Below are 25060 nucleotides of genomic sequence, written 5' to 3'. Positions count from 1 at the left end.
CCGTCCTGAACCAGAGGAACACCATGGCATCCGTCAACAAGGTCATCATCGTCGGCAACCTGGGGCGCGACCCCGAAGTGCGCACCTTCCCCAGCGGCGGGCGGGTCGCGAACGTCACCATCGCGACCACCGACCGGTGGAAGGACAAGCAGACCGGTGAAATGAAGGAAGCCACCGAGTGGCACCGGGTCGTGTTCAACGAGCGCCTGGCCGACATCGCCGGCGAGTACCTGCGCAAGGGCTCGCAGGTGTACGTCGAAGGCAGCATCCGCACCCGCAAGTACACGGACAAGGACGGCGTGGAGAAGTCCATCACCGAGATCCGCGCCGACACCATGCAGATGCTGGGCAGCCGCCAGGGCATGGGCTCCCCGGCGGGCGGGGGTGGCGACGAGGGCGGCGGCTACGACGCCCCGCGCCGTTCCGCTCCCCCGAGCCGCGCCCCGGCTGCGTCCTCCGCACCGCGTTCCGGCGGCGGCGGCGCCTCGAAGCCGGCGTCCGGCTTCGACGACATGGACGACGACATCCCCTTCTGATCCTCCCCGTCGCCCGGGCTGTGCAGCCCGTGCAGCCAGGCGACCAGTGCGTCGAGTTCCGACTTCAGGAACACCGCGTCCGCACCCAGCCGCAGGCAGCGCTCGCCGACGGCGGGCGTCACGAAGTCGCTGAACACCGCGACCTTGCGTGGGCCGCCGAGCGAGCGGGCATGGCGCACCAGCCCGAAGCCCGAGCCCCCGGGCAGCAGCAGCAGGTCGGTGACCAGGACGTCCCAGGCCTCCGGGTGGCTCAGCAGCCAGTCGGCGGCGGCGAGCTCCGAGCTGGCGGTGCCGACCACCTGGCAGACCCCGAGCGCCTGCAGCAGTTCGACCAGCGAGTCGACCGCGGGCTGGTTGTCCTCGGCAATGAAGAGCCTGGGCGCCATGGGATGTGTCTTTTGTCCCATTGCACGGGCGCCGACGCCACGGCGCTGTAGGAGCCCGGCGCCATCGGCGGCACGGCTGCGCCGCAGCCGCGTGTCGAATTCAGAGGGTGCCCAGCCGCCGCAGCACGCCGGGGTCGGACTCCGTGCTGAGCCCCAGCTGCTGCAGCCGGGCGCGCAGGTGGCGTTCCTGCGACAGGCCGGCCAGCGTCACGTAGCGGTAAAGCTCGCCGTCCTCGTTCAGGACGCCCAGGAACAGGCGGGGTTCGCCGGCCGGGCGACATCGGGCCGCCTGGATGGCGGAGGCGATCTCCGCGTCCATGGCATGGCGCACTTTTCCGTTGACGAGCCCGAACTGCGGCACGGCATTCTCCCGGCAGGGGCCGAGATTCTAGAAACGCCGGTCGTCTTCACGGTGTAGCAAACCGCAATCCGTCGCAACCGCGTGTACGCTAGTGCAGTGCGAAACGATCCGACCTCGTGGCGCTGGCTGCCGGGCCGGCGGGTCCCGGGCCACGGCGTGGCGAGCGGGGGCGCGGCGGACAGCCCGTATCCCGCAGGCACCATCGCGCTGCAGGCTCCGTTCTTCCGGGCGCGGGGCGTCGACCTCTCGCCGTATTTCCAGGGCACGCTGAACGTGGACCTGGCGCCGCACCTGCCGCCGGCGGTGCGGCCGGTGTTCGACGGGCGCCTGCGCTGGTTCGGCGAACTGGAGGAACGTTTCCTGCTCATGCCGGTCGCGCTGCGCCACGCGGGCATCGTGCACGAGGGGCTCTGGTACTACCCGCATCCGGAGACCAAGCCGGCGCACTTCCAGCGGCCGACGGTGGTGGAACTGCTGCTGCCCTTCATCCCCGATCTCGCGCTGCAGGCGCAAGTGGAGGTGGGCTTTCCTGGGGCCGGCTAGGGGCTGTCGGAAAAGCCACGGTGGGGTTCGCTTCGCTCACCGTCCGCGGCTTCGCCGCGCCACCCTACATTCCTGCGAAGTTGCCGGTGGCATGTAGGGTGGGGCGGCGCGAGCCGCCGAAGGTGAGCGAAGCGAACCCCACCGCGCGGCGTCAGCCGCTCCCCCGCCCCGGCAACAACAACCCCACCCCCGCCGCCAGCAGCGCCGCCCCCGCGTTGTGCGCCAGCCCCAGCGCCAGCGGCACCGCCCCCGCGAGTTGCCAGATCCCGAGCCCCGCCTGCACCAGCACCAGCACTGCCAGCGTCGCGCCCATCGCGTGAGCACGCCGCCGCCACGCGCCGATCGCGAGCGCCAGCACCGCGGCGACGACGAGCATGCCGCCCACCCGATGCACCATGCACAAGCCGGACCCCTGGCAACTCGCGGCCGTCGGCGCCGCGGCGACCAGCCCGCCCAGGCCCGCCTGCACGAACACGAGCGCCAGCACCGCCAACGTCCACGCGCGCAGCGACGCCACGCCGCGCGGCCCCGCCCCGCCCGCCTGCACGAGCCGCGCCGCGAGCGCCACCATCGCGAAGCCTCCCAGCAGGTTGCCCAGCACCACCGGCGGCGCGCGCGACGCGCCGGCGACGCGACCCAGGCCGGCGAGCAGCACGGCCACCACGAGCAGGGCCAGCACCAGGCGCCCCTGCGTGCGCAGCACGGGCTGCCGCGCGAACGCGAGGAACAACAGCCCCACCAGCAGCAGCAACGCCGCCGACGCGGCAACGCGATGCGCCACGCGCGCACCGACGACGGCCGGCGGATCCGATGCCGCCAGCGCCTCTCCCCCGAGCGCCGCGCGCTGCGCCTGGCAGTGCGGCCACGGCTCGCAACCGAGCCCCGCGCGCGAGAGGCGGATGAAGGCGCTCAGGCTGGTGATGGCGAGCACCAGCACCGCGCACGCCCATGCGAGCCGGCGCGGCCGGGACAGGCGGGCATCCGGCACTTTCATCCGGCGCATGCTAGCCGCGGACCTTCTGCGAAATCCTTATCGCAGATCAAGGCCGCACGACCCCGCCCGGCCGAACCATGCGATCCACGCAAACGAGCGAGGAGGCGTCATGAACGAGGAAGCGAGCGATTCCGCGAAGGTCCCCTGGATGCAGCAGTTGCTGGACAACCCCTTCCTGCTGCTGTTCCTGGGGGTGATGATCCCGATGCTGCTGTACACGCTGTGGGGCGTGATCGACATCCTCACCATCCCGGTGGCGAAGTGAGGGCCGCGTCATGAGCGCCATCCATCCCCCGTCGGAACGCCTCTGGTGGAAGCACCCGCTGGACCGCGTCGAAGGCACCTGGATCGCCATCGCCTTCGTGTGGTGCATGGTGATGTTCTTCATGATGGTCTGGTGGCACGCCTACGGCCGCCAGAACCTGTCCACGGAGACCTACCGCACCACGCCGGAGAAGTTCTCCGCGAAGGCGCAGGAAGTCGTCGACAAGTACACCGTCCGCACGGAGACCGACCAGAAGATCCCGGTGGTCGCGCCGCCCGCGGGCAGCGACGTGTACCTGGTCGCGCGCCTGTGGGCCTGGTGGCCGATCCTGGAGCTGGAGAAGGGCAGGACCTACCGCCTGCACCTCACGGCCATGGACTACAACCACGGCTTCTCGCTGCAACCGAGCAACATCAACATCCAGGTGGTGCCGGGCTTCGAGCACGTGGTGACGGTCACGCCCAACCAGTCGGGCAGCTTCTCGATCGTCTGCAACGAGTACTGCGGCATCAACCACCACGCGATGGTGGGCCGCCTGTACGTCAAGTAGGAGGGCCGCCATGTCCGCAACCCTTCCCGTGGCCGCCGGCGCCAACGGCACCACCTACCGCACCTGCCCGCGCAGCGGCCTGCAGTTCGAGGCGCGCGCGGAGCGGCTCATGATCGCCAACGCGGTGACCGCCGTGGTGGCGCTGCTGGTCGGCGGCCTGCTCGCCATCGGCGTGGTGCTCACGCGCTGGCCGGCGGTGCACTGGCTCGCCGCCGACACCTTCTACATGGTGCTCACCGCGCACGGCATCGACATGCTGATCTTCTGGATCATCTTCTTCGAGGTCGCGGTGCTGTACTTCTGTTCTTCCACGCTCCTGCGCTGCCGCCTCGCCACGCCCAACCTCGCGTGGTTCGCCTTCGCGCTGATGCTGATCGGCGCCGTCACCAACAACGTGGCGGTGTTCCAGGGCGGCTCCAGCGTGATGATGACCTCGTACGTGCCGATGATGGCGGCGCCGTCGTTCTACCTCGGGCTGATCCTGTTCGCCGTCGGCGCGCTCGTCGCGTGCTTCGTGTTCTTCGGCACGCTGGTGGTGGCGAAGCGCGAGAAGACCTACGAAGGGTCGGTGCCGCTGGTGACCTTCGGCGCGATCACGGCGGCGATCATCGCGGTGTTCACCATCACCTCCGGCGCGATCATCCTGATCCCGACCTTCCTCATGTCGATCGGCGTCGTGAAGCAGGTGGACCCGTTGGTGTACCGCACGATCTGGTGGGCCTTCGGCCACTCGTCGCAGCAGATCAACGTGGCGGCGCACATCTCCATCTGGTACGCGGTGGCGGCGATCGCCTTCGGCGCCAAGCCGATGTCGGAGCGGGTGAGCCGCGGCGCCTTCCTGCTGTACATCCTGTTCCTGCAGCTCGCGAGCGCGCACCACCTGCTGGCGGACCCGGGCCTGTCCACGGGGTGGAAGGTGGTCAACACCAGCTACTTCATGTACTTCGCGGTGCTGGCCTCGATGATCCACGGCCTGACCATCCCGGGCGCGATCGAGGTCGCGCAGCGGCAGAAGGGCTACACGCGCGGCCTGTTCGAGTGGCTGCGCAAGGCACCCTGGGGCAACCCGGTGTTCTCCGGCATGTTCATCTCGCTGGTGGGTTTCGGTTTCCTGGGCGGCATCTCGGGCGTGATGATGGGGACGGAGCAGCTGAACATGCTGATCCACAACACCATCTACGTGCCGGGGCACTTCCACGCCACGGTGGTGATCGGCACCACGCTGTCGTTCATGGCGCTGACCTACTTCCTCATCCCGGTGCTGTTCAGGCGCGAGATGATCCTGCCGCAGTGGGCGAAGCTGCAGCCGTGGCTGTTCGGCCTGGCCATGTACTTCTTCGTCTTGGTGATGATGGGCGCGGGCACGCTGGGCGTGTCGCGCCGCCACTGGGACATGGCGTTCCAGGGCGCGGCGCTCGCGTACGAATGGCCCGGCGCCGCCTACCTGATGATGGGCCTGGTGGGCATCTCCGGCATCGCGGCCATCGCGGGCGGGGGCATCTACATCACGGTGACGGTGGGCTCCCTGCTGTTCGGGAAGAAGCTGGAAAGCGGCAAGCCGAATGCGAAGACGACGCCGGTGCCGCGCGCGGCGCCGACGGTGGTGGCGCAGAGCTACGGCTCCGCCGGTTTCGCGGCACCGGGCACCTTCCTGCTCGCCATGCTGTTCCTCGTGGCCTTCGTGCTGTACTACTTCATCAACTGGAAGTACCTCGGCCAGCTCTGGGGCCTGAGCTGAAGGGTCGGCACCATGGCCAGCACCGTCCTCGCCTGCCGGCCGCGTGGCCTCGCGCTCGCGCGCGCCGTGGTGTCGCTGTTCAAGCTGCGCATCGGCGTCCTGATCATGGTGACGGCGCTGGTGGGCCTGGCGGTGACGCCGGGCGCCGCGCTCACCGTGGCGCAGGTCGCGGTGCTCGCGCTCTCCGTGCTGGGGGCGTCCGGCGCGGCCGGCGCCTACAACCAGTACGCGGAGCACGAGGCCGACCGCCTCATGGCGCGCACGCGCGGCCGGGCCTTCGCCACCGGCGCGCTGCCTCGCCATCCGGCATGGCTGCTCGCGATCGCGCTGCTGCTGGTGGCGGCGGTCGCCGCAGCGTGGGTGGCGCTGAATCCTGCGGCGGCTGCGTATGTGTTCCTGGGTGCCTTCTTCTATGGCGTGGTCTACACGCTGTGGCTCAAGCGGCGCACGTCCTGGAACATCGTGGTCGGCGGACTGGCTGGCAGCTTCGCGGTGCTGGCCGGCGCCGCGGCCGCCGATCCCGTTCCCGGTCCGCAGGCCTGGCTGCTGGCGCTGGTGCTGTTCCTGTGGACGCCGCCGCACTTCTGGAGCCTGGCGATCGCCAACCGCGAGGACTACCGCCAGGCCGGCGTGCCCATGCTGCCCGTGGTGGTGGGCGACCGGCGCGCGGCGTGGATCGTGTTCGCGAGCACGGTGGCGCTGGTGGCGGCCTCGCTGGTGCCGCTGGCGTTCGGGGCGGGGTGGATCCATGCGCTGGGAGCGGTCGGTGGCGGCGCGCACTTCCTGCGCAAGGCGTGGCTGCTCGCGCGCGATCCGCAGCGGCGGACGGCGCTCGGGTCGTTCCTGGCATCGCTGGTGCAATTGAGTGCGGTGCTGGCGGCGACGACGGTGGATGCGCTGGTGCGGTGAGGAGCGCACGGTGAGGACGACGTGTTGCCGGGCCCTGCTGCTGTCGCTGGCGCCCGTGCTGGTGGCGGCCCAGGAAGTCCCCACCCTCGACGCCGCCGACGCAATGCGCGCCAGCCTTGCCGCCGTCGGCCGCGTACCCGCCGACCACGTCCTCCTCGATCGCGAAGCCCGGCCCGTCCCGCTCGCCTCGTTCCGCGGCCGTCCCCTGCTGGTCAGCTTCATCTACACCGGCTGCTTCCAGGTGTGCCCCGCGAGCACGCGTGCGCTGGACGAGACGGTGCGCACGCTCGACGCCCGCTTCGGCGCCGGCCGCTTCGCCGTCGCCAGCATCGGCTTCAACCAGCCGGCGGACTCGCCGCAGGCGATGAAGGCCTTCGCCGCGCAGCACCGCGTCGGGCGCGACGGCTGGGTCTTCCTCAGTGCGCCCGCGCGCACGGTGGAGCCGCTCACGCGCGATTTCGGCTTCCGCTACGCCGCCACGCCGGCCGGCTTCGACCACGTGCTGCAGGTGACGCTCGTCGATGCGCAGGGCCGCATCGTGCGGCAGGTCCTCGGCAACGAGCCGTCCGCGGCGGTGCTGGGCGACGACCTGCAACTGCTGCTCGCGGGCGAGCCGCTCCCGCCCGCGGGCGTGCTCGCCGGGGTCGTCGACCGCATCCGCATCCTCTGCACGGTGTACGACCCGGAAACGGGCACCTACCGCGTGGACTACACGCTCGCCTGGGAGATTGCGGGCGGCGTGACCTTCATCCTTTCCATGGCGCTGTACATGCTCAACGAATGGCGGGTGCGGCGAAGGGAGCGCCGCGATGCGCGCCTGGCTGCTCGCGCTTGACCACCGCTTCGACGCGGCCTTCGGCGGCGCGGCCAACCCGCTGAAGCAGCTGGGCGCGCTCGCCTTCCTGCTGCTGTGGTTGCTGGCGGTGAGCGGGGTGGTGCTGTATGCGCTGCTGGACACCTCCGCGCAAGGCTCCTATCGCTCCATGGAGGCGCTCTCGCGCACGCCCTGGGGCCAGGCGCTGCGCGGCCTGCATCGCTACGCCGCCGACGCCTTCGTGCTGGCGATGCTGCTGCACCTGCTGCGCGAAGGGGTGCTGCGCCACCACGCCGGTGTCCGCACCCATGCCTGGACGACGGGCGTGCTGCTGCTCCCGCTTGCCTATGCCAGTTCCATCGGGGGCTTCTGGATCCCCTGGGACCGCCTGGGCCAGTTCTCCGCCATCGCGACGGCCGAATGGCTGGATGCCTTGCCCTTCCTCGGCGCGCCCCTCGCGCGCAACTTCCTGCAGGGCGGCGTGGGCGACCGCCTGTTCTCGCTGTTCGTGTTCGTCCACCTCGGGCTGCCGCTGCTGCTGGTGTTCGCGAGCTGGACGCACGTGCAGCGCATCAGCCGCGTCCGCGCGTTCCCGCATCGCACGCTCGCGGCGGGGACGTCGGCGGCCCTGCTGCTGCTCGCTTTCGTGTTGCCCGTGGGAAACCAGGGGCCGGCCGACCTCGCGCTGGCACCGCAGCGCCTGGACTTCGACTGGCTGCTGCTGTTCGTGCATCCGCTGGTGGACGCGACGTCGGCGCAGGCCACCTGGGCGCTGCTCGCGGCGGTGTTCGCAGGCTTGCTCGCGCTGCCGCTCGTGCGGGTGCCGGCGCAGCCCGTCGCGGTCGTGGATCCGGCGAACTGCAATGGCTGCGGCCGCTGCGCCGACGACTGTCCCTTCGCCGCGATCACCCTCGTGCCGCACCCCTTGCGACGCCCGGGCGTGCAGCTCGCGCAGGTGAATACTGCGCTCTGCGCGAGCTGCGGCATCTGCGCGGGGGCCTGCCCGTCGTCGACGCCGTTCCGCAAGACGCAGGCTTTCGTCACCGGCATCGACATGCCGCAGGGCCCGATGGGTGCCATGCGCGAGCGCCTGCGGGAGGGGCTGGCGCGCGGGGCACGCCGCGTCGTGTTCGGCTGCGAGCGGGGCGCCCGCGTGGCCACCTTGCGCGCCCCGGACGTGATCGCGCTCGGCCTGCCCTGCATCGCCAACCTGCCGCCGTCCTTCGTCGAGTACGCGCTGCGCGAAGGCGCCGATTCGGTCGTGGTCGCCGGCTGCCGCGAAGGCGGCTGCGAGTTCCGCCTCGGGCAGCAATGGATGGCGCAGCGCCTCGCCGGAATGCGCGAGCCGCACCTGCGCGCCGGAGTGCCGCCGCGGTGGCGCACCGTCTGGGCCGACGCCGGCGAGGAAGCGCGGCTGCGCGCGGCGCTGGAGGACGGCACATGAAGCACTGGAAAGCCTGGCTGGCGCAGGGCGTGCTGTACGGAGCGTTCGCCCTCTTCCTCGGCGTGTTCTCGCACTGGCCGCGCTACCAGGCGCTGCCGCCCGGTCAGGCCCTGCTGAAGGTGAGCTTCATCCACCACGGCCAGCGCGTGGCGCCCTGCCGTCCCTACACGCCGGAGGAACTGGCGAAGCTGCCGGCCAACATGCGCACGCCGCTGAAGTGCGAGCGCGAGCGCGTGCCGGTGGAGATCGAGGTGGACCTCGACGGCGCCACCGTCTTCCGCCACGTGGCGCAGCCCGCCGGCCTGTCGCGCGACGGCGCCTCCACCGTGTACCACCGCCTCGCGGTGCCGGCCGGCGAGCACCGCATCGCCGTCCGCCTGAAGGACGCACCCGGCGCCGCCTTCGCCCACACGCGCGAAGCGGTCCTCACGCTGAAGGAGGCGCAGGTGCTGGTCATCGACTTCGATCCGCAGAAGGGAGTCACGTTGTCATGAGCACCTGGCCCGCCGTCCTGCCCGCGCCGCATGCGCGGCCCGCCCCCGCTCCCGCGCGATCGGCGACGGACTACGCCTGCACCGTGCCCACGGACGAACGTGTCGCGCTCGCCCGCGGCTGGCTGCACCTCGGGCTGGCCGCCCTGGTCGCCTCGGGCCTGTTCTCCGTCCTGCTCGTGGTTTCGCGCACGCCGGGCATCAACAGCTGGCTGCCGGCGGCCGGATTCTTCCACGTCGCGCTGGTCGTGCACGTGGACCTGTCGGTGCTCGTGTGGTTCGCGGCGCTGGCCGGCATGCTGTGGAGCCTCCACACGCCGGCGCGCGGGCTGCGCTGGGGCCAGGCCGCGCTGGCGCTGTGCGCCCTCGGCACGGCCGCGATGGCCATCGCGCCCTTCACCGGCGCGGGCACGCCGGTGATGGCCAACTACATCCCCGTGCTGGCCGGGCCGCTCTTCCTCGGCGGCCTGCTGGTGTTCGCCGCCGGGGTCGCGCTGCTCGTGCTGCGCACGCTGGCGCAGGCACCGCGCCTCGGCTTCGCTTTCGACGGCCGCGGCGCGCTGCGCTTCGGCCTCAACGTCGCGGCGGTCGCGACGGCGGTGGCACTGCTGGCGTTCGCCTGGTCGTGGGTGGAAGTGCCGACCTCGCTGGAAGGCAAGGCGTACTACGAGATCCTCTTCTGGGGCGGCGGCCACGCGCTGCAGTTCACCTGGACGCTGCTCATGCTGGTGGCCTGGCTGTGGCTCGCGGGCGCGTGCGGCGCGAAGGTGCCGCTCAGCCCGCGCGTGGCCCTGCTGATGTTCGCGCTGGCGCTGCTCGCCGTGTTCGTCACGCCCTATGCGTACGTCGCGTACCCGGTCGCGTCGGTGGAGCACCGCGCGCTGCTCACGTGGGCGATGCGCCTCGGCGGCGGCGTCGCCATCCTGCCCGTCGCGCTGGCCGCCGTCGTGGGAATGGCGAGCGCGCCGCCGCTGAAACCGCAAGCGCGGCCCTGGCGCGCCGCGCTGCTCTCCTCCGTGCTGCTGTTCGGCGCCGGTGGGCTGATCGGGGTCGCCATCACCGGCAGCAACGTGCGCATCCCGGCGCACTACCACGGCTGCATCGTCGGCGTGACGCTGGCGCTCATGGGGATGGCCTACCAGCTGCTGCCCGCGCTCGGCTACGCCGCGCCCGCCGGCCGCCTCGCGACGGCGCAGCCCTGGGTGTACGCCGCGGGGCAGCTGATGCACATCGTGGGCCTGGTCTGGTCGGGCGGCTACGGCGTGCAGCGCAAGGTCGCGGGCGCCGGGCAGGTGCTGCGCACGCCGGGCGAGATCGCGGGCATGGGGCTCATGGGCCTGGGCGGCGCGATCGCGATCGCCGGTGGCCTGCTGTTCCTGGTGGTGGTACTGCGCGCGATGCGCCGGCCGGCGGTACGCTGATGCGCGCCTTGCAGTCCCTGCTGCAAGCGCTCTTCCTGCGCGCCGAGGGGCTGTTCAACGCCGCGTTCGGCGACCGGCTGAACCCGCTCTACCGCCTGGGCGAGATCACCTTCTTCCTGTTCTGGGTGGTCGCGGTCAGCGGCCTCTATCTCTACGCCTTCTTCGAGACCGGCGTCGGCGCGGCGCACGCCTCGGTGGAGGCGATCACGCACCGGCAGTGGTTCGCCGGCGGCGTGCTGCGCAGCCTGCACCGCTACGCCTCCGACGCGATGGTGCTCACCATGCTGCTGCACCTGCTGCGGCACTTCGCGTTCGACCGCTTCCGTGGCTACCGCTGGTTCTCCTGGATCACGGGCGTGGTGCTGGTCTGGCTGGTCTACGCTTCGGGCATCAACGGGTACATGCTGCCCTGGGACCGGCTGGCTCAGTACGCGTCCGTCGCGGTGTTCGAGTGGCTGGACGCGCTGCCGATCTTCGGCGGCGCGCTGATGCGCAACTTCCTCTACCCGGCGAGCGTCACCGACCGCTTCTTCTCGCTGCTGTCCTTCCTGCACATCGGCCTGCCGCTGTTCGTGCTGCTGCTGATGTGGGTGCACGTGCAGCGCGTGCCCAAGGCACGCACCGCGCCGCCGCGGCCGGTCGCGGCGGGACTGCTCGTGGCGCTGCTGCTGCTGTCGCTGCTGCAGCCCGCGCTCAGCCAGGGCGGCCCCGCCGACCTCCGGCAAGCGGTGGCGGCGGTCGACCTCGACTGGTTCTACCTGGCCCTGCTGCCGCTGATGGTTGCCTGGCCTCTCCCGCAGGTGTGGGCGCTGGCAGGGGCAGGCACCGCGCTGCTGGCGATCCTGCCCTGGCTGCCGCGGGGCCGGCGCGGCCGCGAGGCCGAACACCAGGTGATCGTGCAAGGCAGCGCGGGCGCCGAGGCGCAGCTGCGCGTTCGCGCAGGGGAGACGCTGCTGGATGCGGGCCTGCGCGAGGGTCTCGCGCTGCCGTACGAATGCCGCAATGGCGCGTGCGGCCTCTGTCGCTGCACCATCGCCCAGGGGACGGTGTCGCACCGGCCGTACCAACCTTCGGCGCTACCCGACGCCTTGCGCGCGCAAGGCCAGGCGCTCCTGTGCTGCGCCGTGCCGCAGGAGGACCTGGTGATCGAGGTCCATGCGCCGTTGCAACCCGCGCAAGTCCCGCCGCCGGTCGTGCACACGGGCCGCATCGACGCCATGGAGAAGCTCGCCCCCGACGTCATGCGCCTGTGGGTGGCCCTGCCCTGGGGGGAACGGCTGGCGTTCAGCGCCGGCCAGTACATCCACATCCTCCTCGACGACGGCCAGCGGCGCGCCTTCTCCTTCGCCAGCCCGCCCGGCGGCAGCGAGCGCATCGAGCTGCACGTGCGCCGCATTCCCGGCGGCCGATTCACCGGCCACGTCTTCGACGGCATGCGCGTCGGCGACCCGCTGCGTTTCGAGGGCCCGCTCGGCCGCTTCACCTTGCGCGAAGGGCAGGCCCCGCTGCTGTTCGTCGCCGGCGCGACCGGCTTCGCCCCCGTCAAGAGCATCCTGGAAGACGCCTTCGCCCGCGGCCTGCACCGCCCGCTGCACCTGTACTGGGGCGTGCGCCGGCCGCAGGACCTGTACCTGCAGGACCTGGTGCAGGGCTGGGCGCGCGAGCATGCGAATTTCCGCTACGTCCCCGTCGTCTCGGAGCCACTCCCGGACGACCACTGGCCGGGCCGCACCGGTCTCGTGCACGAAGCCATGCTGGCCGACTTCCCCCAGCTGGCGGGCCACGAGGTCTACGTCTGCGGCTCGGTCCGGATGGTGGATTCGGCCGTGCGCGACTTCCTGGCCCGCGGGCTGGACGAGCAGTCGTGCTTTTCCGACGCCTTCGTGCCCGCCGCGCAGCCCGCTTGATTTCCCGCAAACGGGAAGCGCCCGGCAGCAACCAGACTGTGCGGGTCGGGCCGCCCTTCGCCGGCCCCGGAAGGGCACCGCATGGACAACCGGGGCCAGCCCAGTTTCGACCTGCCGCGCTATCTCTCGACGCTGCCGCTGTTCCACGCGATCGCGCCGCCGGAGCTCGCGCGCCTGGCCGAAGGCTGCCGCCTGCGCCGGCTCGCGCGTGGCGACATGGTCTTCCGCGTCGGCGAGCCTTGCGAGGAGTTCCACGTCACCGTGGTCGGCCAGGTGAAGCTGTTCGCGCTCTCTCCTTCGGGCCAGGAGAAGGTGATCGAGCTGATCGGCCCCGGCGGCACCTTCGCCGAGGCGCTGATGTTCACCGGCATGCCCTACATCGTCAGCGCGCAGGCGCTCACGGACTCGCTGGTGCTCAGCGTCGGCAAGCAGGCGGTGCTGCGCGAGATCGAGATCGACCCGCGCTTCAGCCTGCGCATGCTGGCCGGCGTGTCGCGCCGCCTGCACGGCCTGGTGCGCGACGTGGAGGCGTACACGCTGCACTCGGGCGCACAGCGCGTGATCGGCTACCTGCTGCGCGACGTCGACGGCGACGGCGGCGTGACCGTGTCGCTGCCGGTGAGCAAGGCGATGGTGGCGTCGCGGCTGTCGCTCACGCCGGAGTATTTCTCGCGCGTGCTGCACGAGCTGGAGGCGCAGGGGCTGGTGGAGATCGATCGGCGGGAGATCCGGATCCGGGATCCGAAGAGGTTGGCGGCGTACCAGCAGTGAGGGCCTTTCGGTGGGGTTCGCTGGCGCTCACCGTCCGCGGCTTCGCCGCGCCACCCTACAAATCCAATCACACAGCCCTGTAGGGTGGCCGCGCGCCAGCGCGGGCAGGTGAGCGCCAGCGAGCCCCACCGAACCACCCCCACCTAGTGCGACGTCCCCTCCGACCGCGCCAGCTTGTTCCCCACGTTGTACTTCCCCACCGGTTTCGCCATCGGCAGCCGCTTCACCTCCTGCAGCGTCGCCGCGTCGTAGACGATCAGCGCGCCTTCGTTCTCCCACAGGCTCACCAATGCGTAGCGGCCATCGCGCGTGAATTCCACGTGCGCCACGGTCCGGCCCGGTGACGGCTGCAAGGTGCGCACCGGCTCCAGCGTGCGCTTGTCGATCACCGTCATCGTGTCCTTCGCGGGGCTCATCATCGCGTCCACCCAGGCATACGGCGTCTTCTCGTGGCTGCGCAGGAAGAAGCCCGGGCCCGGTGTCGCGACCCGCTTCACGGGCTGCCAGCGCGCCATGTCGATCACCGTCACGACGCCGTCCTTCAGGTTGGTCGTGGCCAGCACGCGGCGGCCCTTCCAGTCGAAGGTGATGCCGGAGCCCAGGTGCGGCATGCCGCCCAGCGGCACCGTGGCGATGCGGCGCCGCACGTCCAGGTTCACCACCTGCGCGGACGTGCTGCCGTCGGCGGCGGCGCGCGCGGTGCCGACCGCATGCCGGTAGGCGTCGTCGAAGAAGAAGTCGTCCAGCGGCTCGTCGAGCGGCGTGCGGCGCACGCCCAGGTAGCCGGGCCGCGCGAGCGCCTCGCCCATGCGGTGGTCGTGCACCAGGCCGTCGTACACGGGCTCCGCCTTCGGGTCGTACGAGATCTCCCACAGCTCCGGGATGTCCTTGAGCGCCACGACGAAGCTGTGCCGCGGACCCGCGTCGTACACCGCGGAAACGCGCGAGCTGCGGGCGCCGTCCAGCGTCGCGGCCGCATAGGTGCGCAGCAGGTTCAGGTCGGCATCGAACAGCGCCAGCGTGTGCGGCAGGTAGTTGGCGGCCATCACGAAGCGCCCGTCGCTGCTGACGGCGACGTTGCGCATGTTGAGGCCGGCGCGCACCTCGGCCACCACCGCCAGGTTCCACAGGTCGTACTTGGTGATCCAGCCGTCGCGCGAGCCGAAGTAGACGTAGCGTCCCTCCGGCGAGAACTTCGGGCCGCCGTGCAGCGCGAAGCGCGACGGAAAGCGGTGCAGCACCTCCAGCCTGTCGCCGTCGACCAGCGACACGTGGTGGTCCCCGCCTTCGACCACGACGAACAGGTTCATGGGATCGGCGTTCCAGCGCGGGCGCGCCGGCCATTGGCGCGAGGCGTCGTCGAAAGTGCGCGAGGCGCGGATGTCGTCCTCGCCCCAGCGTGGCGCGGGTTGCACCGGCGTGTAGATCCACGCTGCGAGCGCGGCGAGCTCCGCGGCCTGCAGCTTGTCGCCGAACGCGGGCATCTGGCTGGCGGCGCGGCCTTCGCGGATCACTTTCAGCGCGTCGTCCCTGCGCAGGCGTTCCAGGCTTTGCGGCAGCAGCGCGGGGCCCATGCCGCCCAGGCGCTGCGCGCCGTGGCAGGCCGCGCAGTGGCTGCCGTACAAGGCGGCGGCGTCGGGTGCCTGCGCCGCGGCGAAGGCGGGCGCGAGCGCGAGCAGTGCGCACGCGAGGCGATCAAGCCAGCGCATCGGGGCCTCCCGCGGTCTCGGTGGCCAGGCCCAGTTCGGCGTCGTCCAGGTAGCAGCCCGGGTCTTCGGCCCACGCGTTGCCGGTGAGCTGCTGGGCCCGCACGCGCGTGTTGCCGCCGCAGATGTCGGCCTGCGGGCAGGCGCCGCAGCGTCCCTCCAGCGGGCGCGGCTTGCGCTGGAGGCCGTCCATCAGCGGGTCGCTGCGGTCTTCCCAGATCGCGGAGAACGGACGGTCGCGCACGCTGCCGAGGTCGTGGTGCCACCACATGGTGTCCGGGTGCACGTGTCCCAGGTTGTCGATGTTCGCGACCCCGACGCCCGACGCGTTGCCGCCCCATGCCACGAGACGCTCGCGCAGCGGCGCCGCCCAGCGCGGGAAGCGCGCGCGCACCCACTGGTGCAGGTACACGCCGTCGGCGTCGTTGTTGCCGCTGACGAATTCGTGCGGCTCGCCGCCGCGCGCGGCCTGCCAGGCCGTCTCGAACAGGAGGTCCATCGCGGCGCGGGTCGCCTCGAAGCGCGCGTCGCGCCCCCGGTGGATGTTGCCGCGGCCGGCGTAGTTCAGGTGCGAGAAGTAGAACTTGGGCACCTGCTCCTCGCGCATCAGCGCCAGCAAGGCGGGCAGCTCCTCGCCGTTCATGGCCGTCATCGTGTAGCGCATGCCGATGTGCACGCCGCGTTCGCGCAGCAGGCGCAGGGCGGCGAGCGAACGGTCGAAGGCGCCTTCGAGCCGGCGGAACCGGTCGTGCGCCGCGCGCATGCCGTCGAGGCTGATGCCCACGTAGTCGAAGCCGTGCGCCGCGATGCGGTCGGCCATCGCGGCGTCGATCAGCGTCCCGTTCGTCGACAGTCCCAGGTGGAAGCCCAGTTCGCGCGCACGCGCCGCCAGCGGCCACAGATGCGGCGACAGCAGCGGCTCGCCGCCGGAGAGGATCAGCGCCGGCACGCCATACGCCTTCAGGTCCGCCAGCACCGCGAGCATCTGCGCTTCGTCCAGCTCGCCCGGGTAGTGGTGGTCGGCCGAGAGCGCGTAGCAGTGCTTGCAGGTGAGGTTGCAGCGGCGGGTGAGGTTCCAGATCACCACGGGGCGCGTGGGACGGCCGGCGCCGCGCGCGGGCGGCGGCACGGGCCAGGCGCCGGTGCGCTCGGCCTCGGCCACCTCGCGCAGGTATTGGGAGATGCGCAGCATCGTCGTTCCTTCAGGGCATCGCCAGGCGCAGCCCGGTCTTCTTGAGCACTTGCGTGCTGTACAGGATGTCGTGGCCGCGGCACGCTTCGCCGAGGACGGCGGCCACGGCCTTCGCCTGGCGCTCGACTTCCTCGCGCGAGTGGCCGTGCAGCATCACGAACAGGTTGTAGGGCCATGCGGGCAGCGCCCGCGGGCGGCGGTAGCAGTGCGACACGCCGGGCAGGGCGCCCACGCGTTCGCCGAGGGCGTCCACCTGCGCATCGTCCACGTCCCACACCGTCATGCCGTTCGCCGTGTAGCCGAGGCGGTAGTGGTTGGCGACGGCGCCGATGCGGCGGATGAGGCCGCGCTCCAGCATCGAGGCCAGCCGCTCCTGCACCTCCGGCGAGGAGATGCCCAGCATGGCCCCGAGCGCCTCGTAGGGTTGCGGCACCAGCGGCAGCCCGCTCTGGGTGGCGGCGATCAGCTGCCGGTCGAGGGGGTCGAGGGCGGTCATGTGCTTTCCCGGTTCGCAGGCAGCCGTAGTTCCACGTGGTACTCGCGCTGCTTGGGGAAGGCGTGCACGGCGAGCCCGGTCTCCGCCTCGATGGCTCGCACGCAGGCATCGACGGTCGCCTGCGCATCGGCGGCCAACACGAACCACATGTTCAGCCGGTGCTCGCGCCGGTAGTTGTGCGCCACCTCGAGGTGCGCGTTCACCTGCGCGGCCACGGCATCGAAGCGCGCCGGCGGCACTTCCAGCGCGGCGAGCAGGTAGGCGCCGCCCGCGCGCTCGATCTGGTACAGCGGCCCCAGCCGGGTGAGCACGCCCGAGGCGAGCAGCGCGCGCAGGCGCTCCAGCACCTCGTCTTCGCCCAGCCCCAGCGCTTCGCCGATGCGGGCGAAGGGGCGGTCGCACAGCGGGAAGCCGTCGTGCAGGTGGTCGATCAGCGCGGCGTCGACGCGGTCGATGCCCGCAGGCAGGGGGCGGGGCTTCATGGCCGGGCCTCCTCGCGCACCGCGGCCGCGAAGTAGCGGCCGCCCGTCTGCTTGAAGCGGCGCACGCTGAACAGCGTCTCGTGCGGCAGGCGCTGCGCACCGGTCGCCGCGAGCGCGGCGGTGACGAGGGCCTGCGCACCGGCGCGTTCGCGCCCGTGCACCATGAAGTACAGGTTGTAGGGCCAGTGCAGGGCGGTGGCGCGCCGGTAGGCCAGCGTCACGCCGGGCTGCGCCGCGAGCGCCATGCCGATCGCATCGGCTTCGTCGGGCGGTGCCGCGATCACCGTCATCGCATTGGCGGCGAAGCCGACGTCGTGGTGCCGCACCACGACGCCGAAGCGCCGCAGCGTGCCGTGCCGCAGCCAGCGGCGCAGGGTCCACAGCAGCATCTCGCGCGGGCGGCCGAGTTCGCGCGCCCAGGCATCGAAGGGCGCGGGCTCCAGCGGCAGGCCGGCTTCGGCGAGTGCGGCCAGTGGCCGGTCCGCAGGCTGCACCGCCTGCGAGGCGTCCACGTGCAAGGCGCCGGTCCGGGGCAGGGCGTGGGCGCCGCGCAGGTCGAAGCCCAGGTCGACGCGGTACGCGCGCTCCATCGGCAGGAAGAGGGCCGGCACGCCGGCCGCGTGCGCGATCCGCGCCGCCGTCGCGCGCACCGCGAGCGCGTCGGTGCCGGTGAGCACGTACCAGAGGTTCCAGGCGTGTTCGCGCTCGTAGTTGTGGTTGACGGCCGGCTCGCGGCTCACGATCGCGGCGACCTGCAGCAGGCGCGCGGGCGGAACGGACAGGGCGCACAAGGCAGCCGCCCCGCCGGCACCGCGGCCCCAGACGGCGCCGATGCGCCCCACCTGGCCGGCGTCGCGCAGTTGCTGCAGCTGCGCGATCACGGTGCGCTCCTGCAAGCCGAGCTGCTGGCCGATCGCCGCGAACGGCCGCGGCTGCAGCGGGAAGTCCCGCTGGTAGTCGTTCAGCAGGGCGAGCGTGCTGCCTGCATCGCCTGGGGAGTGCATGGCGGGCCTACAGTCCCATGCGCCCGGCGCGGGCGCTGAAGAAGATGCCGCTCGGCTGCGGCACGTCCAGCCGCGCGAGCGTCTCGAAGCTCGCGGTGTCGACGACCGACACGCGGTCGTCGTCGCGCGAGCTGATCCACACGGCCTCGCCGCGCGGCGTGAACTCCATGTGCAGGACCGCCTTGCCCGGCTCCAGCGTGCGCACCACGCGGCGCGTGACGGTGTCGATCACCTGCACGCGGTGGTAGTCGGGCACGGCGAAGTTCACCCACACCTGGCGGCCGTCGGGGCGCGCCATGACGAACACGGGCTGGCCCGCGACCGGCACGCGCGCCACTTCCTCCCAGCGCAGCGCGTCGGCGACCAGCACTTCGTGGCGGCCGATGGCGGGCAGCCAGGCTTCGCGCCCCGCGACGGCCCAGCCGCGCAGGTGCGGCATCTTGTAGACGGGCAGCGGCTGCTCGCCGCGGCCGTAGCCGCCGAGAATGCGGCGCACTTTCGGCTCGGCCTGCCAGAGGTCCAGCAGCGCGAGGCCGTCTTCGCCGAACAGGCCGGCGATGTAGTGGCGTCCGTCCGGCGTGACCAGCGCGTCGTAGGGCTGGCGGCCGATGCCGGCGAACTTCGTGATCCGCGGCTCGCGCGGATTGGCGAGGTCCGCCACCCAGATCTGGTCCGCGTCGAACAGCGCGAAGACGAAACGCCGGCCCGGCAGGTCGGCGAGACCGACCACGCGCGAGCGCTGCGTGCTGCCGTCGGCCGCGGTGTAGGTGGCCGGGATGTCGGCCAGCGGCGCGAGCGTGCGCGCATCGAAGACGCGCACGCCGCCCGGCGTGTAGTTCTGCGCGGCGACGAGGCTGCCGTCCTGCGAGATGGCGCCGCCGATGCTGTTGCCGGCCTGCTGCACGCGCGCGAGCACGCGCTGCGTGCGCACGTTGACGTGCGTGAGCGCGCCGTCGCGGCCGAACACGTAGGCGCTGGCGCCGTCGCGTCCGTACACCACGCTCGCGTGCGACAGGTCGCCGAGGCCGGCGATCTCGCCGAGCACTTCGCGCGCCGTCGTGTCGACCACGGCCAGCTTGCCGCTCGCGCGCTGGATGACGACGCCGAGGTCGCCGGTGCCGCGCGAGGTGGGCAGCGGCGCGCAGCCAGGCAGCGCCGCGATGGCGGCTGCCGCACCGAGGAAGTTGCGGCGCTTCATCGCCGTTCCTCCGGGAAGCCGCGCTGCAGCTGCTCCGCGATCCAGGTCGCGTCCGCGAGCGACAGCATGGGAGACCAGCCCGGCATCGGCGTGCCCGGACGGCCCTGGTGGATGGTGGCCACGAGTGCCTCGAGGGGCCACTGGGCCAGGCGCTGTGCGTCCAGCGGCGGGCCGAGCCCGCCCGCGAGGCGCATGCCGTGGCACGAACCGCAGTCCTGCCGCACCATGCGCACCAGCTCGCGCTGCCGCGCGGCGTCGGGCGCCTGCGCTTGCGCCGGGAAGACCAGCGCCAGCAGCAGTGCGGCGAGGACGGCGACCCGTGTCACGACGGCATCCTCACGAGGTCTTGAGGATCAGTTCGACCGCGGCCTTCAGGTCCGCGTCGTTGATCTTGTCCGGCGGGTTCGGCGCCATGGGGATGGGCCCGTACACGCCGGAGCCGCCCTTGCGGACCTTCTCCATCAGCTTCGCCGTCGCGTCCTGGCCCTTGTACTTCGCGGCGATCTCCTTGAACGACGGGCCGATCACCTTCTTCTCCTTGGCGTGGCAGGCCATGCAGCCCGCCTTGTTCATGGCTTCCTCGGCGTTCTGGGCCTGGGCCGCGCCCAGGGCGAGCACCGCGGCCACGGCCAGAAAGATGCGCTTGTCCATCTGTCTTCTCCTCTCGAATCAGTACACGTCGTGCTGGGTGTTGTGGACGTTGAAGTGGCCCGTGGGGGTGATCAGGCGCGGGTCCTTGATCACCGTCTTGAGCTTCAGCGTCTTGTCGTCGATCACGACGATGGCCGACTGCTTGTCCTTCGCGGACCAGACGGAGACCCAGACCTCGTCGCCGGCCTTGTTGTATTCGGGCTGGAGCGCGCGCATCGCCCCGCCGTCCTTGATGCCCGCCCATTCGGCGATGGGCAGCACCTGGTAACCCTTGTCGAGCGCGTCGATGTCGAAGACGGCGAGCGTCTGCGAGATCTTCGGCTCCGGGTTCAGCGGCGTGTCGACGTACAGGTGCCTGGACTTCGGGTGCGTCTTCAGGAACAGCGAGCCGCCGCCCTGGCCCTTGAGCGTCTGCACCACCTTCCACGCGTTCGCCTTGTTCTTGTGCGGGTCGGTGCCGATCAGCGAGATGGTCTCGTCGCCGAGGTGGCCGGTGGACCACACGGGGCCGTACTTCGGGTGCACGAAGTTGGCGCCGCGGCCGGGGTGCGGGATCTTGCCGACCTCGATCAGGCTGGCAAGCTTGCCGTCCTTCAGGTCCACCGCGGCGATCTTGTTGCTCTGGTTGGCCGCCACCATGAAGTAGCGCTTGCTGGAATCGAGGCCGCCGTCGTGCAGGAAGCGGGCCGTGCCGATCTCCGTGACCTTCAGCGCGTCGACGTTGGAGTAGTCCACCAGCAGCGTCTTGCCGGTCTCCTTCACGTTGACGACGAACTCGGGCTTGAAGTGGCTCGCGACGATGGAGGCGACGCGCGGCTCGGGGTGGTATTCCTGTTTGTCCACCGTCATGCCGCGGGTGCCGACGATCTTCAGCGGCTCCAGCGTGTCGCCCTTCATGATCACGTACTGCGGCGGCCAGTAGGCGCCCGCGATCGCGATGCGGTCTTCGTAGCCCTTGTACTTGCTGGTCTCCACCGAGCGCGCTTCCAGGCCGACGCGCAGTTCCGCGACGTTGTCCGGCCTGGGCATCCACAGGTCGATCATGTTGATCTTGGCGTCGCGCCCGATCACGTACAGGTAGCGACCGGAAGCCGAGGTGCGCGAGATGTGGACCGCGTAGCCGGTCTTCACGATGTTGATGATCTTCTTGCTGTCGCCGTCGATCAGCGCCACCTCGCCCGTGTCGCGCAGCGTGGTCGAGAAGATGTTCTCGATGTTGTACGCGTTCATCTTCTTCTTGGGGCGGTCGGCCGGCGGCACGATCACCTTCCAGGTCGCCTTCATCTGCTCCATGCCGAACTCCGGCGGCTGGGGCGGGTCCTGCTGGATGTAGCGGGCCATCACGTCGACGGTCTTGTCGTCCATCTCGCCCGAGGTGAGCCAGTTGGGCATGCCCGCGGGGGAGCCGTAGGCGATGAACACCTTGAGGTAGTCCGTGCCCTTGCCCAGCGTGAGGTCCGGCGTCAGCGGCTTGCCCGTCGCGCCCTTGCGCAGCACGCCGTGGCAGCCGGCGCAGCGCTCGAAGTACACCTTGCGCCCGAGGTCGAATTCCGCCTGCGTCATGGGCGGCGCCTTGGGGTTGGTGCTCTGGTACATGGGCTCGCTCGCGAGCGGCGAGCCGCCGGCCTGGTAGTTCTGTTCCGCCGGGGTCACCGGGTGGGCGTCCGTCTTCGGGGCCTGCGCCAGCGAGAACCCGGCTGCCGCGGCCGCGGCGAACGCCAGGACGGTGGCGCGGAATGCGCGTTTCGACATGGTCTTCTCCTTGATGTCCGGCGTGATCGTCCGCCGGGGCCGCTTGCGCTTCCTTGATCTGCCTTAAGGCCGCCGCAGTTCGCCGCGGTGACCATGCGCTCCATGAAGATCCACGCTGCCATCGCCCAGCCCGGGGGCGCCGCCGGGTCCACCCGTGCGCCGGGCAAGGTCTGGCTGGTCGGCGCCGGCCCGGGCGACCCCGACCTGCTCACCGTGAAGGCGGCACGCCTGCTGTCTTCCGCGCGCCTGGTGCTGCACGACCACCTCGTGGGCGCCGGCGTGCTGGCCCTGCTGCCGCGCGACGCGCGCCGCATCTGCGTGGGCAAGCGCGACCGCCGCCACACGCTGCCGCAGGAAGAGACGAACGCGTTGCTGGTGGAGCTCGGCCTTGCGGGCGAGCAGGTCGTGCGCCTGAAGGGCGGCGACCCCTACGTGTTCGGCCGCGGCGGCGAGGAAGCGCTGGCGCTCGCGGCCGCGGGCGTGCCCTTCGAGATCGTGCCGGGCATCACCTCGGCGCAAGGCATGAGCGCGTACGCCGGCATCCCGCTCACGCACCGCGACCACGCCTCCTCGGTCGTGTTCGCCACCGGCCATTGCCGCGAAGGCGGCGCGGCGCCGGACTGGGCCGCGCTCGCGCGGCCGCACCAGACGGTGGTGATCTACATGGGATTGGGCACGCTGCCCGCCATCTGCCGGCAGCTCGTGGCGCACGGCTTGGCGGCCGACACGCCGGCCGCGGTGGTGGAGCAGGCCACCACCCCCGGCCAGCGCGTCGTGGCCGGCACGCTGCTGACGCTGCCCCTGCTCGCGCAGGCGCAGGCCGTCGCGGCGCCGGCGCTGATCGTCGTGGGCGAGGTCGTGCGGCTGCACAACACGCTGGGCTGGTTCACGCAGGCAGCGTCCGCGCGGCCCAACGGCTGACGCAGACGCTTCGATAATGGGCTCCTGTCATCAGGAGACCCCATGCGAATCCATCTCGCCGCTGCCGGCGCCCTTCTGCTCGCGGGCTGCGCCTTCCCGGGCGCGAACTCGCGGATCGCGCTGGTGCCCTCGCAGGTGCCCGACGCGATCGAGCAGCAGCTGCAGCAGATCGGCCGCGTGGTCGACCCGCCGAAGACCGCCGCCCTGTACGCGCCGTTGCAGCAGCGCGAACCGTATGCCGGCGTGCGCGTGGCGCGCGACCTGCGCTTCGGCCCCGACCCGCAGCGCAACCTGCTCGACGTCTTCACGCCGGAGAGCGGCGGTGCGGCGCGCCCGGTGCTCGTCTTCGTGCATGGCGGCGGCTTCACGGCCGGCGGGCGCCGCGCGCCCGGCAGTCCCTTCTACGACAACATCGGCGTGTGGGCCGTGAAGAACGGGATGGTCGCGGTGAACACGACCTACCGGCTCGCGCCGCAGAACCCGTGGCCGGCCGCGCAGGAAGACCTGGCCGCCACGATCACCTGGGTGCGCGAGAACATCGCCGCCCGCGGCGGCGACCCGAACCGGATCTACCTCATGGGCCATTCCGCCGGCGCGGCGCACGTGGCGCAGTACATCGGCCATCCGCGCTTCCACGTGGAGCCGGGCGGCGGCATCGCGGGGGCGATCCTGGTGTCGGGGCTGTTCGATCCTTCGAGCGCGACGCCGAGCCCGGCGCTGCAGTCGTACTTCGGCACCGATGCGTCGGCGTACGCCCGCCGCTCGGCCCTGCCCGGCATGGCCGCGTCGCGCCTGCCGATGCTGGTGGCCTATGCGGAGCTGGACCCGTCCGACTTCCACGAGCAGGCGGAGCAGGCCCAGGCCGCGCTGTGCGCCGCGAACCATTGCGGCCCGCTGCTGCAGTTGCGCGGGCACAGCCACATGTCGGAGGTGTATGCGATCAATACGGGGGATACGGCGTTGACGGATGCGATTCGCGCGTTCGTGCGGTGAGCCTTCCGGTGGGGTTCGCTGGCGCTCACCTGCGCCGGCGTTCGCCGGCCCACCCTACATCGTTTGCCGGTTCCCGTAGGGTGGGGCGGCGAAGCCGCCGACGGTGAGCGAACGCGTTCGAGTGCCGCGAAGGCGGCACGTAGCCCGAAGTGAAGGCGAAGCCGAGCCTCGGACACCCCACCGATGACCCCTGCTACCTTCTCAACGCCGGATACGCCTCCAGCAGCCGGCTCCCCACGCACTCCACGTAATCCTCCGGCATCCGCCACACCTTCGTCCCCGGCTTCGTGCGCAGGCAGCGCCGCTCCGGCGGGATCGGGTAGCGAAGCGACAGCGTGACGTCCGTCGAGATCACCTCGTTGGCGTACCAGTAGCCGTGGCCCTTCATGCCGCCCATCTCGTGGGCGCCGCGCACGTCGGTGACGTCGATGGCCTGGAAGCGGGGCTCCTCGGACATGACGCGCAGTTCGTCCAGGCTCAGTTCCTCCAGGTCCTCGAGTTCCGGCGAACCGAGGCGTGACGCGCCGGCGATGAGCGAGGAGAAGCCGAGCGCACGGTCGGCGCGCGAGAAGTACACGACGACCTGCTGCGCGAGGTCGAGCGCCGGCTTCACGTGCTCGCGCGCGAACGTCTTCAGGTCCACGTCCGACGCCGCGAAGATCACGTTGCCGATGCGCAGCCGCTGCTGCAGCGCCTCGTGGTCCAGCCCGGCATGCTGCGCGCGCAATTGCGCCAGCGCCGAGGCGAGCAGCGGCGAGCCGCAGCTGTAGGCGAGCAGGTTCACCTGGCGCGCCTGCGTCTGCGCCAGCAGGGCGACGAGCCGCGCGATGTCGGGGATGAATTGGCGGGCCTTGGGGCAGTCGGTCACGTAGTTCCAGAACTTCGTGCCGGTCGGCCACTGGAAGGTGACCGTCGCGCCCTGGCCCAGGTAGTGCGCGAACGATCCCATCTGCACCGCCACCTCGTCGAAGGTGACCCGGTAGCCGTGCACGTAGAGCACGACGGAGCGGTTGCTCGTGCGCGCGAGCTGCGCGTCGATGTTCGCGATGAAGTCGCGGTCCGCCTGCGTGAACGCGTCGCCGCGACCGGCAGTGCCCATCACCTGCACGAGCTCCACCTCGCCCGGCCGCGGCTGCGCCACGCTGCTGGCGAGGTCGGAAGCGAGCAGCTGGTCCCAGGTCCAGCCCGGCTCGCCGAGCCGCACGGTGGCGACGCCGAGCGTCACGCCATCGGCCTGGCCGTTGCCGAAGTGCTCCGGCCCGTCCACCGCCTTGCGCGTCGTCGCGAAGAACACCGGCAGCTGCGTCGTGCGCAGCGCGGGCTGCAGGTTCCGCGCGAAGTCGAGCCGCGGGTCCTTGATCACGGCGGGGGTGGGCGCGAGGTGCGGCACCACGGGCGCGCACCCGGCCAGCAGGGCCGCGCCCGCGAGCAGCAGCGGGAGGGAAGAAGCCATCCTCATGCGCGCCAGTGTCACCGCGCGGGGCCCGTGCTCCTCATTGGACGAAAGTCCGATGGCGCCGCGGGCCCGCGCCGGA

26 protein-coding genes and 1 pseudogene are annotated in these 25060 nt (G+C 71.5%); 14 read left to right on the top strand and 13 right to left on the bottom strand.

The features are described from left to right. Positions 1–23 precede the first annotated feature (23 nt). The gene (gene ssb, locus H8N03_RS22100; RefSeq protein ID WP_187078395.1) at positions 24–536 is read left to right on the top strand and encodes a single-stranded DNA-binding protein; all 513 of its coding nucleotides are present in this window, start codon (positions 24–26) and stop codon (positions 534–536) included. Positions 537–592: 56 nt separating this feature from the next. Here ssb and H8N03_RS26455 read toward each other — a convergent pair. Continuing rightward, positions 593–922, bottom strand: a pseudogene (locus H8N03_RS26455) (response regulator); the annotation flags it as partial. Positions 923–1022: 100 nt separating this feature from the next. Continuing rightward, positions 1023–1283, bottom strand: a complete 261-nt coding sequence (locus tag H8N03_RS22095) for a hypothetical protein (protein ID WP_187078394.1) — start codon at positions 1281–1283, stop codon at positions 1023–1025. Between the two features lie 96 nt (positions 1284–1379). Here H8N03_RS22095 and H8N03_RS22090 point away from each other — a divergent pair, with 96 nt between their 5' ends. Beyond that, positions 1380–1826: a hypothetical protein gene (locus tag H8N03_RS22090; protein ID WP_187078393.1), complete on the top strand. Its 447-nt coding sequence runs from the start codon at positions 1380–1382 to the stop codon at positions 1824–1826. 151 nt (positions 1827–1977) lie between these two features. On the opposite strand, the gene H8N03_RS22085 is transcribed toward H8N03_RS22090, so the two are convergent. Then, entirely contained in the window at positions 1978–2820 is an 843-nt protein-coding gene (locus H8N03_RS22085) for a COX15/CtaA family protein (protein WP_187078392.1), read from the bottom strand. A gap of 109 nt (positions 2821–2929) precedes the next feature. Between H8N03_RS22085 and H8N03_RS22080 the strand changes: the two genes are divergently transcribed. The 10 genes from H8N03_RS22080 (at position 2930) to H8N03_RS22035 (ending at position 13130) form a co-directional block, all read left to right on the top strand. Beyond that, entirely contained in the window at positions 2930–3085 is a 156-nt protein-coding gene (locus H8N03_RS22080; protein ID WP_187078391.1) for a hypothetical protein, read from the top strand. Positions 3086–3095: 10 nt separating this feature from the next. Next, positions 3096–3635 carry a cupredoxin domain-containing protein gene (locus H8N03_RS22075; protein WP_187078390.1) on the top strand — a complete coding sequence of 180 codons (540 nt, stop codon included), beginning with the start codon at positions 3096–3098 and terminating at the stop codon, positions 3633–3635. A 10-nt stretch (positions 3636–3645) separates the two neighbouring features. After that, positions 3646–5373 carry a cbb3-type cytochrome c oxidase subunit I gene (locus H8N03_RS22070; protein WP_187078389.1) on the top strand — a complete coding sequence of 576 codons (1728 nt, stop codon included), beginning with the start codon at positions 3646–3648 and terminating at the stop codon, positions 5371–5373. A gap of 12 nt (positions 5374–5385) precedes the next feature. Next, positions 5386–6282, top strand: coding sequence for a heme o synthase (gene cyoE / locus H8N03_RS22065; RefSeq protein WP_187078388.1), 897 nt, complete (start codon positions 5386–5388; stop codon positions 6280–6282). A 10-nt stretch (positions 6283–6292) separates the two neighbouring features. Continuing rightward, entirely contained in the window at positions 6293–7117 is an 825-nt protein-coding gene (locus tag H8N03_RS22060) for an SCO family protein (protein ID WP_354005161.1), read from the top strand. Beyond that, complete coding sequence (locus H8N03_RS22055; protein WP_187078386.1) at positions 7092–8540, top strand: hydrogenase iron-sulfur subunit; 1449 nt, start codon at positions 7092–7094, stop codon at positions 8538–8540. The genes H8N03_RS22060 and H8N03_RS22055 overlap by 26 nt, the downstream gene beginning before the upstream one ends. Then, positions 8537–9034, top strand: coding sequence for a hypothetical protein (locus H8N03_RS22050; protein WP_187078385.1), 498 nt, complete (start codon positions 8537–8539; stop codon positions 9032–9034). The genes H8N03_RS22055 and H8N03_RS22050 overlap by 4 nt, the downstream gene beginning before the upstream one ends. Continuing rightward, positions 9031–10452, top strand: a complete 1422-nt coding sequence (locus H8N03_RS22045; RefSeq protein WP_187078384.1) for a heme-copper oxidase family protein — start codon at positions 9031–9033, stop codon at positions 10450–10452. The genes H8N03_RS22050 and H8N03_RS22045 overlap by 4 nt, the downstream gene beginning before the upstream one ends. Beyond that, positions 10452–12359, top strand: a complete 1908-nt coding sequence (locus H8N03_RS22040) for a cytochrome b N-terminal domain-containing protein (protein ID WP_187078383.1) — start codon at positions 10452–10454, stop codon at positions 12357–12359. The genes H8N03_RS22045 and H8N03_RS22040 overlap by 1 nt, the downstream gene beginning before the upstream one ends. An 81-nt stretch (positions 12360–12440) precedes the next feature. Beyond that, on the top strand, positions 12441–13130 hold the full coding sequence (locus tag H8N03_RS22035) for a Crp/Fnr family transcriptional regulator (protein WP_187078382.1): 690 nt from the start codon (positions 12441–12443) through the stop codon (positions 13128–13130). 143 nt (positions 13131–13273) lie between these two features. On the opposite strand, the gene H8N03_RS22030 is transcribed toward H8N03_RS22035, so the two are convergent. The 9 genes from H8N03_RS22030 to H8N03_RS21990 are packed head-to-tail and all read right to left on the bottom strand — an operon-like array spanning position 13274 to position 21611. Then, positions 13274–14839, bottom strand: a complete 1566-nt coding sequence (locus tag H8N03_RS22030) for a nitrite reductase (protein WP_187078381.1) — start codon at positions 14837–14839, stop codon at positions 13274–13276. Next, complete coding sequence (gene nirJ / locus H8N03_RS22025; protein WP_187078380.1) at positions 14826–16028, bottom strand: heme d1 biosynthesis radical SAM protein NirJ; 1203 nt, start codon at positions 16026–16028, stop codon at positions 14826–14828. The genes H8N03_RS22030 and nirJ overlap by 14 nt, the downstream gene beginning before the upstream one ends. Before the next feature lie 10 nt (positions 16029–16038). Next, positions 16039–16524: a siroheme decarboxylase subunit beta gene (ahbB, locus tag H8N03_RS22020; RefSeq protein ID WP_187078379.1), complete on the bottom strand. Its 486-nt coding sequence runs from the start codon at positions 16522–16524 to the stop codon at positions 16039–16041. Continuing rightward, complete coding sequence (locus tag H8N03_RS22015; RefSeq protein ID WP_187078378.1) at positions 16521–17006, bottom strand: Lrp/AsnC family transcriptional regulator; 486 nt, start codon at positions 17004–17006, stop codon at positions 16521–16523. The genes ahbB (H8N03_RS22020) and H8N03_RS22015 overlap by 4 nt, the downstream gene beginning before the upstream one ends. Further along, on the bottom strand, positions 17003–18010 hold the full coding sequence (gene ahbB, locus H8N03_RS22010; RefSeq protein WP_187078377.1) for a siroheme decarboxylase subunit beta: 1008 nt from the start codon (positions 18008–18010) through the stop codon (positions 17003–17005). The genes H8N03_RS22015 and ahbB (H8N03_RS22010) overlap by 4 nt, the downstream gene beginning before the upstream one ends. A gap of 7 nt (positions 18011–18017) precedes the next feature. Then, complete coding sequence (locus H8N03_RS22005; protein WP_187078376.1) at positions 18018–19208, bottom strand: cytochrome D1 domain-containing protein; 1191 nt, start codon at positions 19206–19208, stop codon at positions 18018–18020. Then, positions 19205–19534: a c-type cytochrome gene (locus H8N03_RS22000; RefSeq protein ID WP_435531679.1), complete on the bottom strand. Its 330-nt coding sequence runs from the start codon at positions 19532–19534 to the stop codon at positions 19205–19207. The genes H8N03_RS22005 and H8N03_RS22000 overlap by 4 nt, the downstream gene beginning before the upstream one ends. Positions 19535–19544: 10 nt before the next feature. After that, on the bottom strand, positions 19545–19859 hold the full coding sequence (locus H8N03_RS21995; protein ID WP_187078375.1) for a c-type cytochrome: 315 nt from the start codon (positions 19857–19859) through the stop codon (positions 19545–19547). Positions 19860–19877: 18 nt separating this feature from the next. Then, a complete protein-coding gene (locus H8N03_RS21990; protein WP_187078374.1) occupies positions 19878–21611 on the bottom strand; it encodes a nitrite reductase in 1734 nt (577 codons plus the stop codon). A gap of 102 nt (positions 21612–21713) precedes the next feature. Between H8N03_RS21990 and cobA the strand changes: the two genes are divergently transcribed. Beyond that, a complete protein-coding gene (gene cobA, locus H8N03_RS21985; RefSeq protein ID WP_222623094.1) occupies positions 21714–22532 on the top strand; it encodes a uroporphyrinogen-III C-methyltransferase in 819 nt (272 codons plus the stop codon). Positions 22533–22574: 42 nt separating this feature from the next. Next, entirely contained in the window at positions 22575–23525 is a 951-nt protein-coding gene (locus tag H8N03_RS21980) for an alpha/beta hydrolase (protein WP_187078372.1), read from the top strand. A 193-nt stretch (positions 23526–23718) separates the two neighbouring features. On the opposite strand, the gene H8N03_RS21975 is transcribed toward H8N03_RS21980, so the two are convergent. After that, positions 23719–24978, bottom strand: coding sequence for an alpha/beta hydrolase (locus tag H8N03_RS21975; protein ID WP_187078371.1), 1260 nt, complete (start codon positions 24976–24978; stop codon positions 23719–23721). Between the last annotated feature and the right edge of the window lie 82 nt (positions 24979–25060).

The sequence above is a fragment of the Ramlibacter cellulosilyticus genome (genome assembly GCF_014297465.1).
Classification (GTDB): Bacteria; Pseudomonadota; Gammaproteobacteria; order Burkholderiales; family Burkholderiaceae_C; genus Ramlibacter; species Ramlibacter cellulosilyticus.
This window is presented reverse-complemented; position numbering and strand designations above follow the sequence as displayed.

Bases quoted from the DNA above. Each gene is read 5' to 3' on its own strand.
- H8N03_RS22015 (WP_187078378.1), bottom strand. From the start codon at position 17,006: ATGAAGCCCCGCCCCCTGCCTGCGGGCATCGACCGCGTCGACGCCGCG.
- cobA (WP_222623094.1), top strand. From the start codon at position 21,714: ATGAAGATCCACGCTGCCATCGCCCAGCCCGGGGGCGCCGCCGGGTCC.
- H8N03_RS22075 (WP_187078390.1), top strand. From the start codon at position 3,096: ATGAGCGCCATCCATCCCCCGTCGGAACGCCTCTGGTGGAAGCACCCG.
- H8N03_RS22055 (WP_187078386.1), top strand. From the start codon at position 7,092: ATGCGCGCCTGGCTGCTCGCGCTTGACCACCGCTTCGACGCGGCCTTC.
- H8N03_RS22050 (WP_187078385.1), top strand. From the start codon at position 8,537: ATGAAGCACTGGAAAGCCTGGCTGGCGCAGGGCGTGCTGTACGGAGCG.
- H8N03_RS22045 (WP_187078384.1), top strand. From the start codon at position 9,031: ATGAGCACCTGGCCCGCCGTCCTGCCCGCGCCGCATGCGCGGCCCGCC.
- ahbB (WP_187078379.1), bottom strand. From the start codon at position 16,524: ATGACCGCCCTCGACCCCCTCGACCGGCAGCTGATCGCCGCCACCCAG.
- H8N03_RS22080 (WP_187078391.1), top strand. From the start codon at position 2,930: ATGAACGAGGAAGCGAGCGATTCCGCGAAGGTCCCCTGGATGCAGCAG.
- H8N03_RS21980 (WP_187078372.1), top strand. From the start codon at position 22,575: ATGCGAATCCATCTCGCCGCTGCCGGCGCCCTTCTGCTCGCGGGCTGC.
- H8N03_RS22005 (WP_187078376.1), bottom strand. From the start codon at position 19,208: ATGAAGCGCCGCAACTTCCTCGGTGCGGCAGCCGCCATCGCGGCGCTG.
- ssb (WP_187078395.1), top strand. From the start codon at position 24: ATGGCATCCGTCAACAAGGTCATCATCGTCGGCAACCTGGGGCGCGAC.
- H8N03_RS22085 (WP_187078392.1), bottom strand. From the start codon at position 2,820: ATGAAAGTGCCGGATGCCCGCCTGTCCCGGCCGCGCCGGCTCGCATGG.
- H8N03_RS22040 (WP_187078383.1), top strand. From the start codon at position 10,452: ATGCGCGCCTTGCAGTCCCTGCTGCAAGCGCTCTTCCTGCGCGCCGAG.
- ahbB (WP_187078377.1), bottom strand. From the start codon at position 18,010: ATGCACTCCCCAGGCGATGCAGGCAGCACGCTCGCCCTGCTGAACGAC.
- H8N03_RS22070 (WP_187078389.1), top strand. From the start codon at position 3,646: ATGTCCGCAACCCTTCCCGTGGCCGCCGGCGCCAACGGCACCACCTAC.
- H8N03_RS21975 (WP_187078371.1), bottom strand. From the start codon at position 24,978: ATGGCTTCTTCCCTCCCGCTGCTGCTCGCGGGCGCGGCCCTGCTGGCC.
- nirJ (WP_187078380.1), bottom strand. From the start codon at position 16,028: ATGCTGCGCATCTCCCAATACCTGCGCGAGGTGGCCGAGGCCGAGCGC.
- H8N03_RS21995 (WP_187078375.1), bottom strand. From the start codon at position 19,859: ATGGACAAGCGCATCTTTCTGGCCGTGGCCGCGGTGCTCGCCCTGGGC.
- H8N03_RS22035 (WP_187078382.1), top strand. From the start codon at position 12,441: ATGGACAACCGGGGCCAGCCCAGTTTCGACCTGCCGCGCTATCTCTCG.
- H8N03_RS22030 (WP_187078381.1), bottom strand. From the start codon at position 14,839: ATGCGCTGGCTTGATCGCCTCGCGTGCGCACTGCTCGCGCTCGCGCCC.
- H8N03_RS21990 (WP_187078374.1), bottom strand. From the start codon at position 21,611: ATGTCGAAACGCGCATTCCGCGCCACCGTCCTGGCGTTCGCCGCGGCC.
- cyoE (WP_187078388.1), top strand. From the start codon at position 5,386: ATGGCCAGCACCGTCCTCGCCTGCCGGCCGCGTGGCCTCGCGCTCGCG.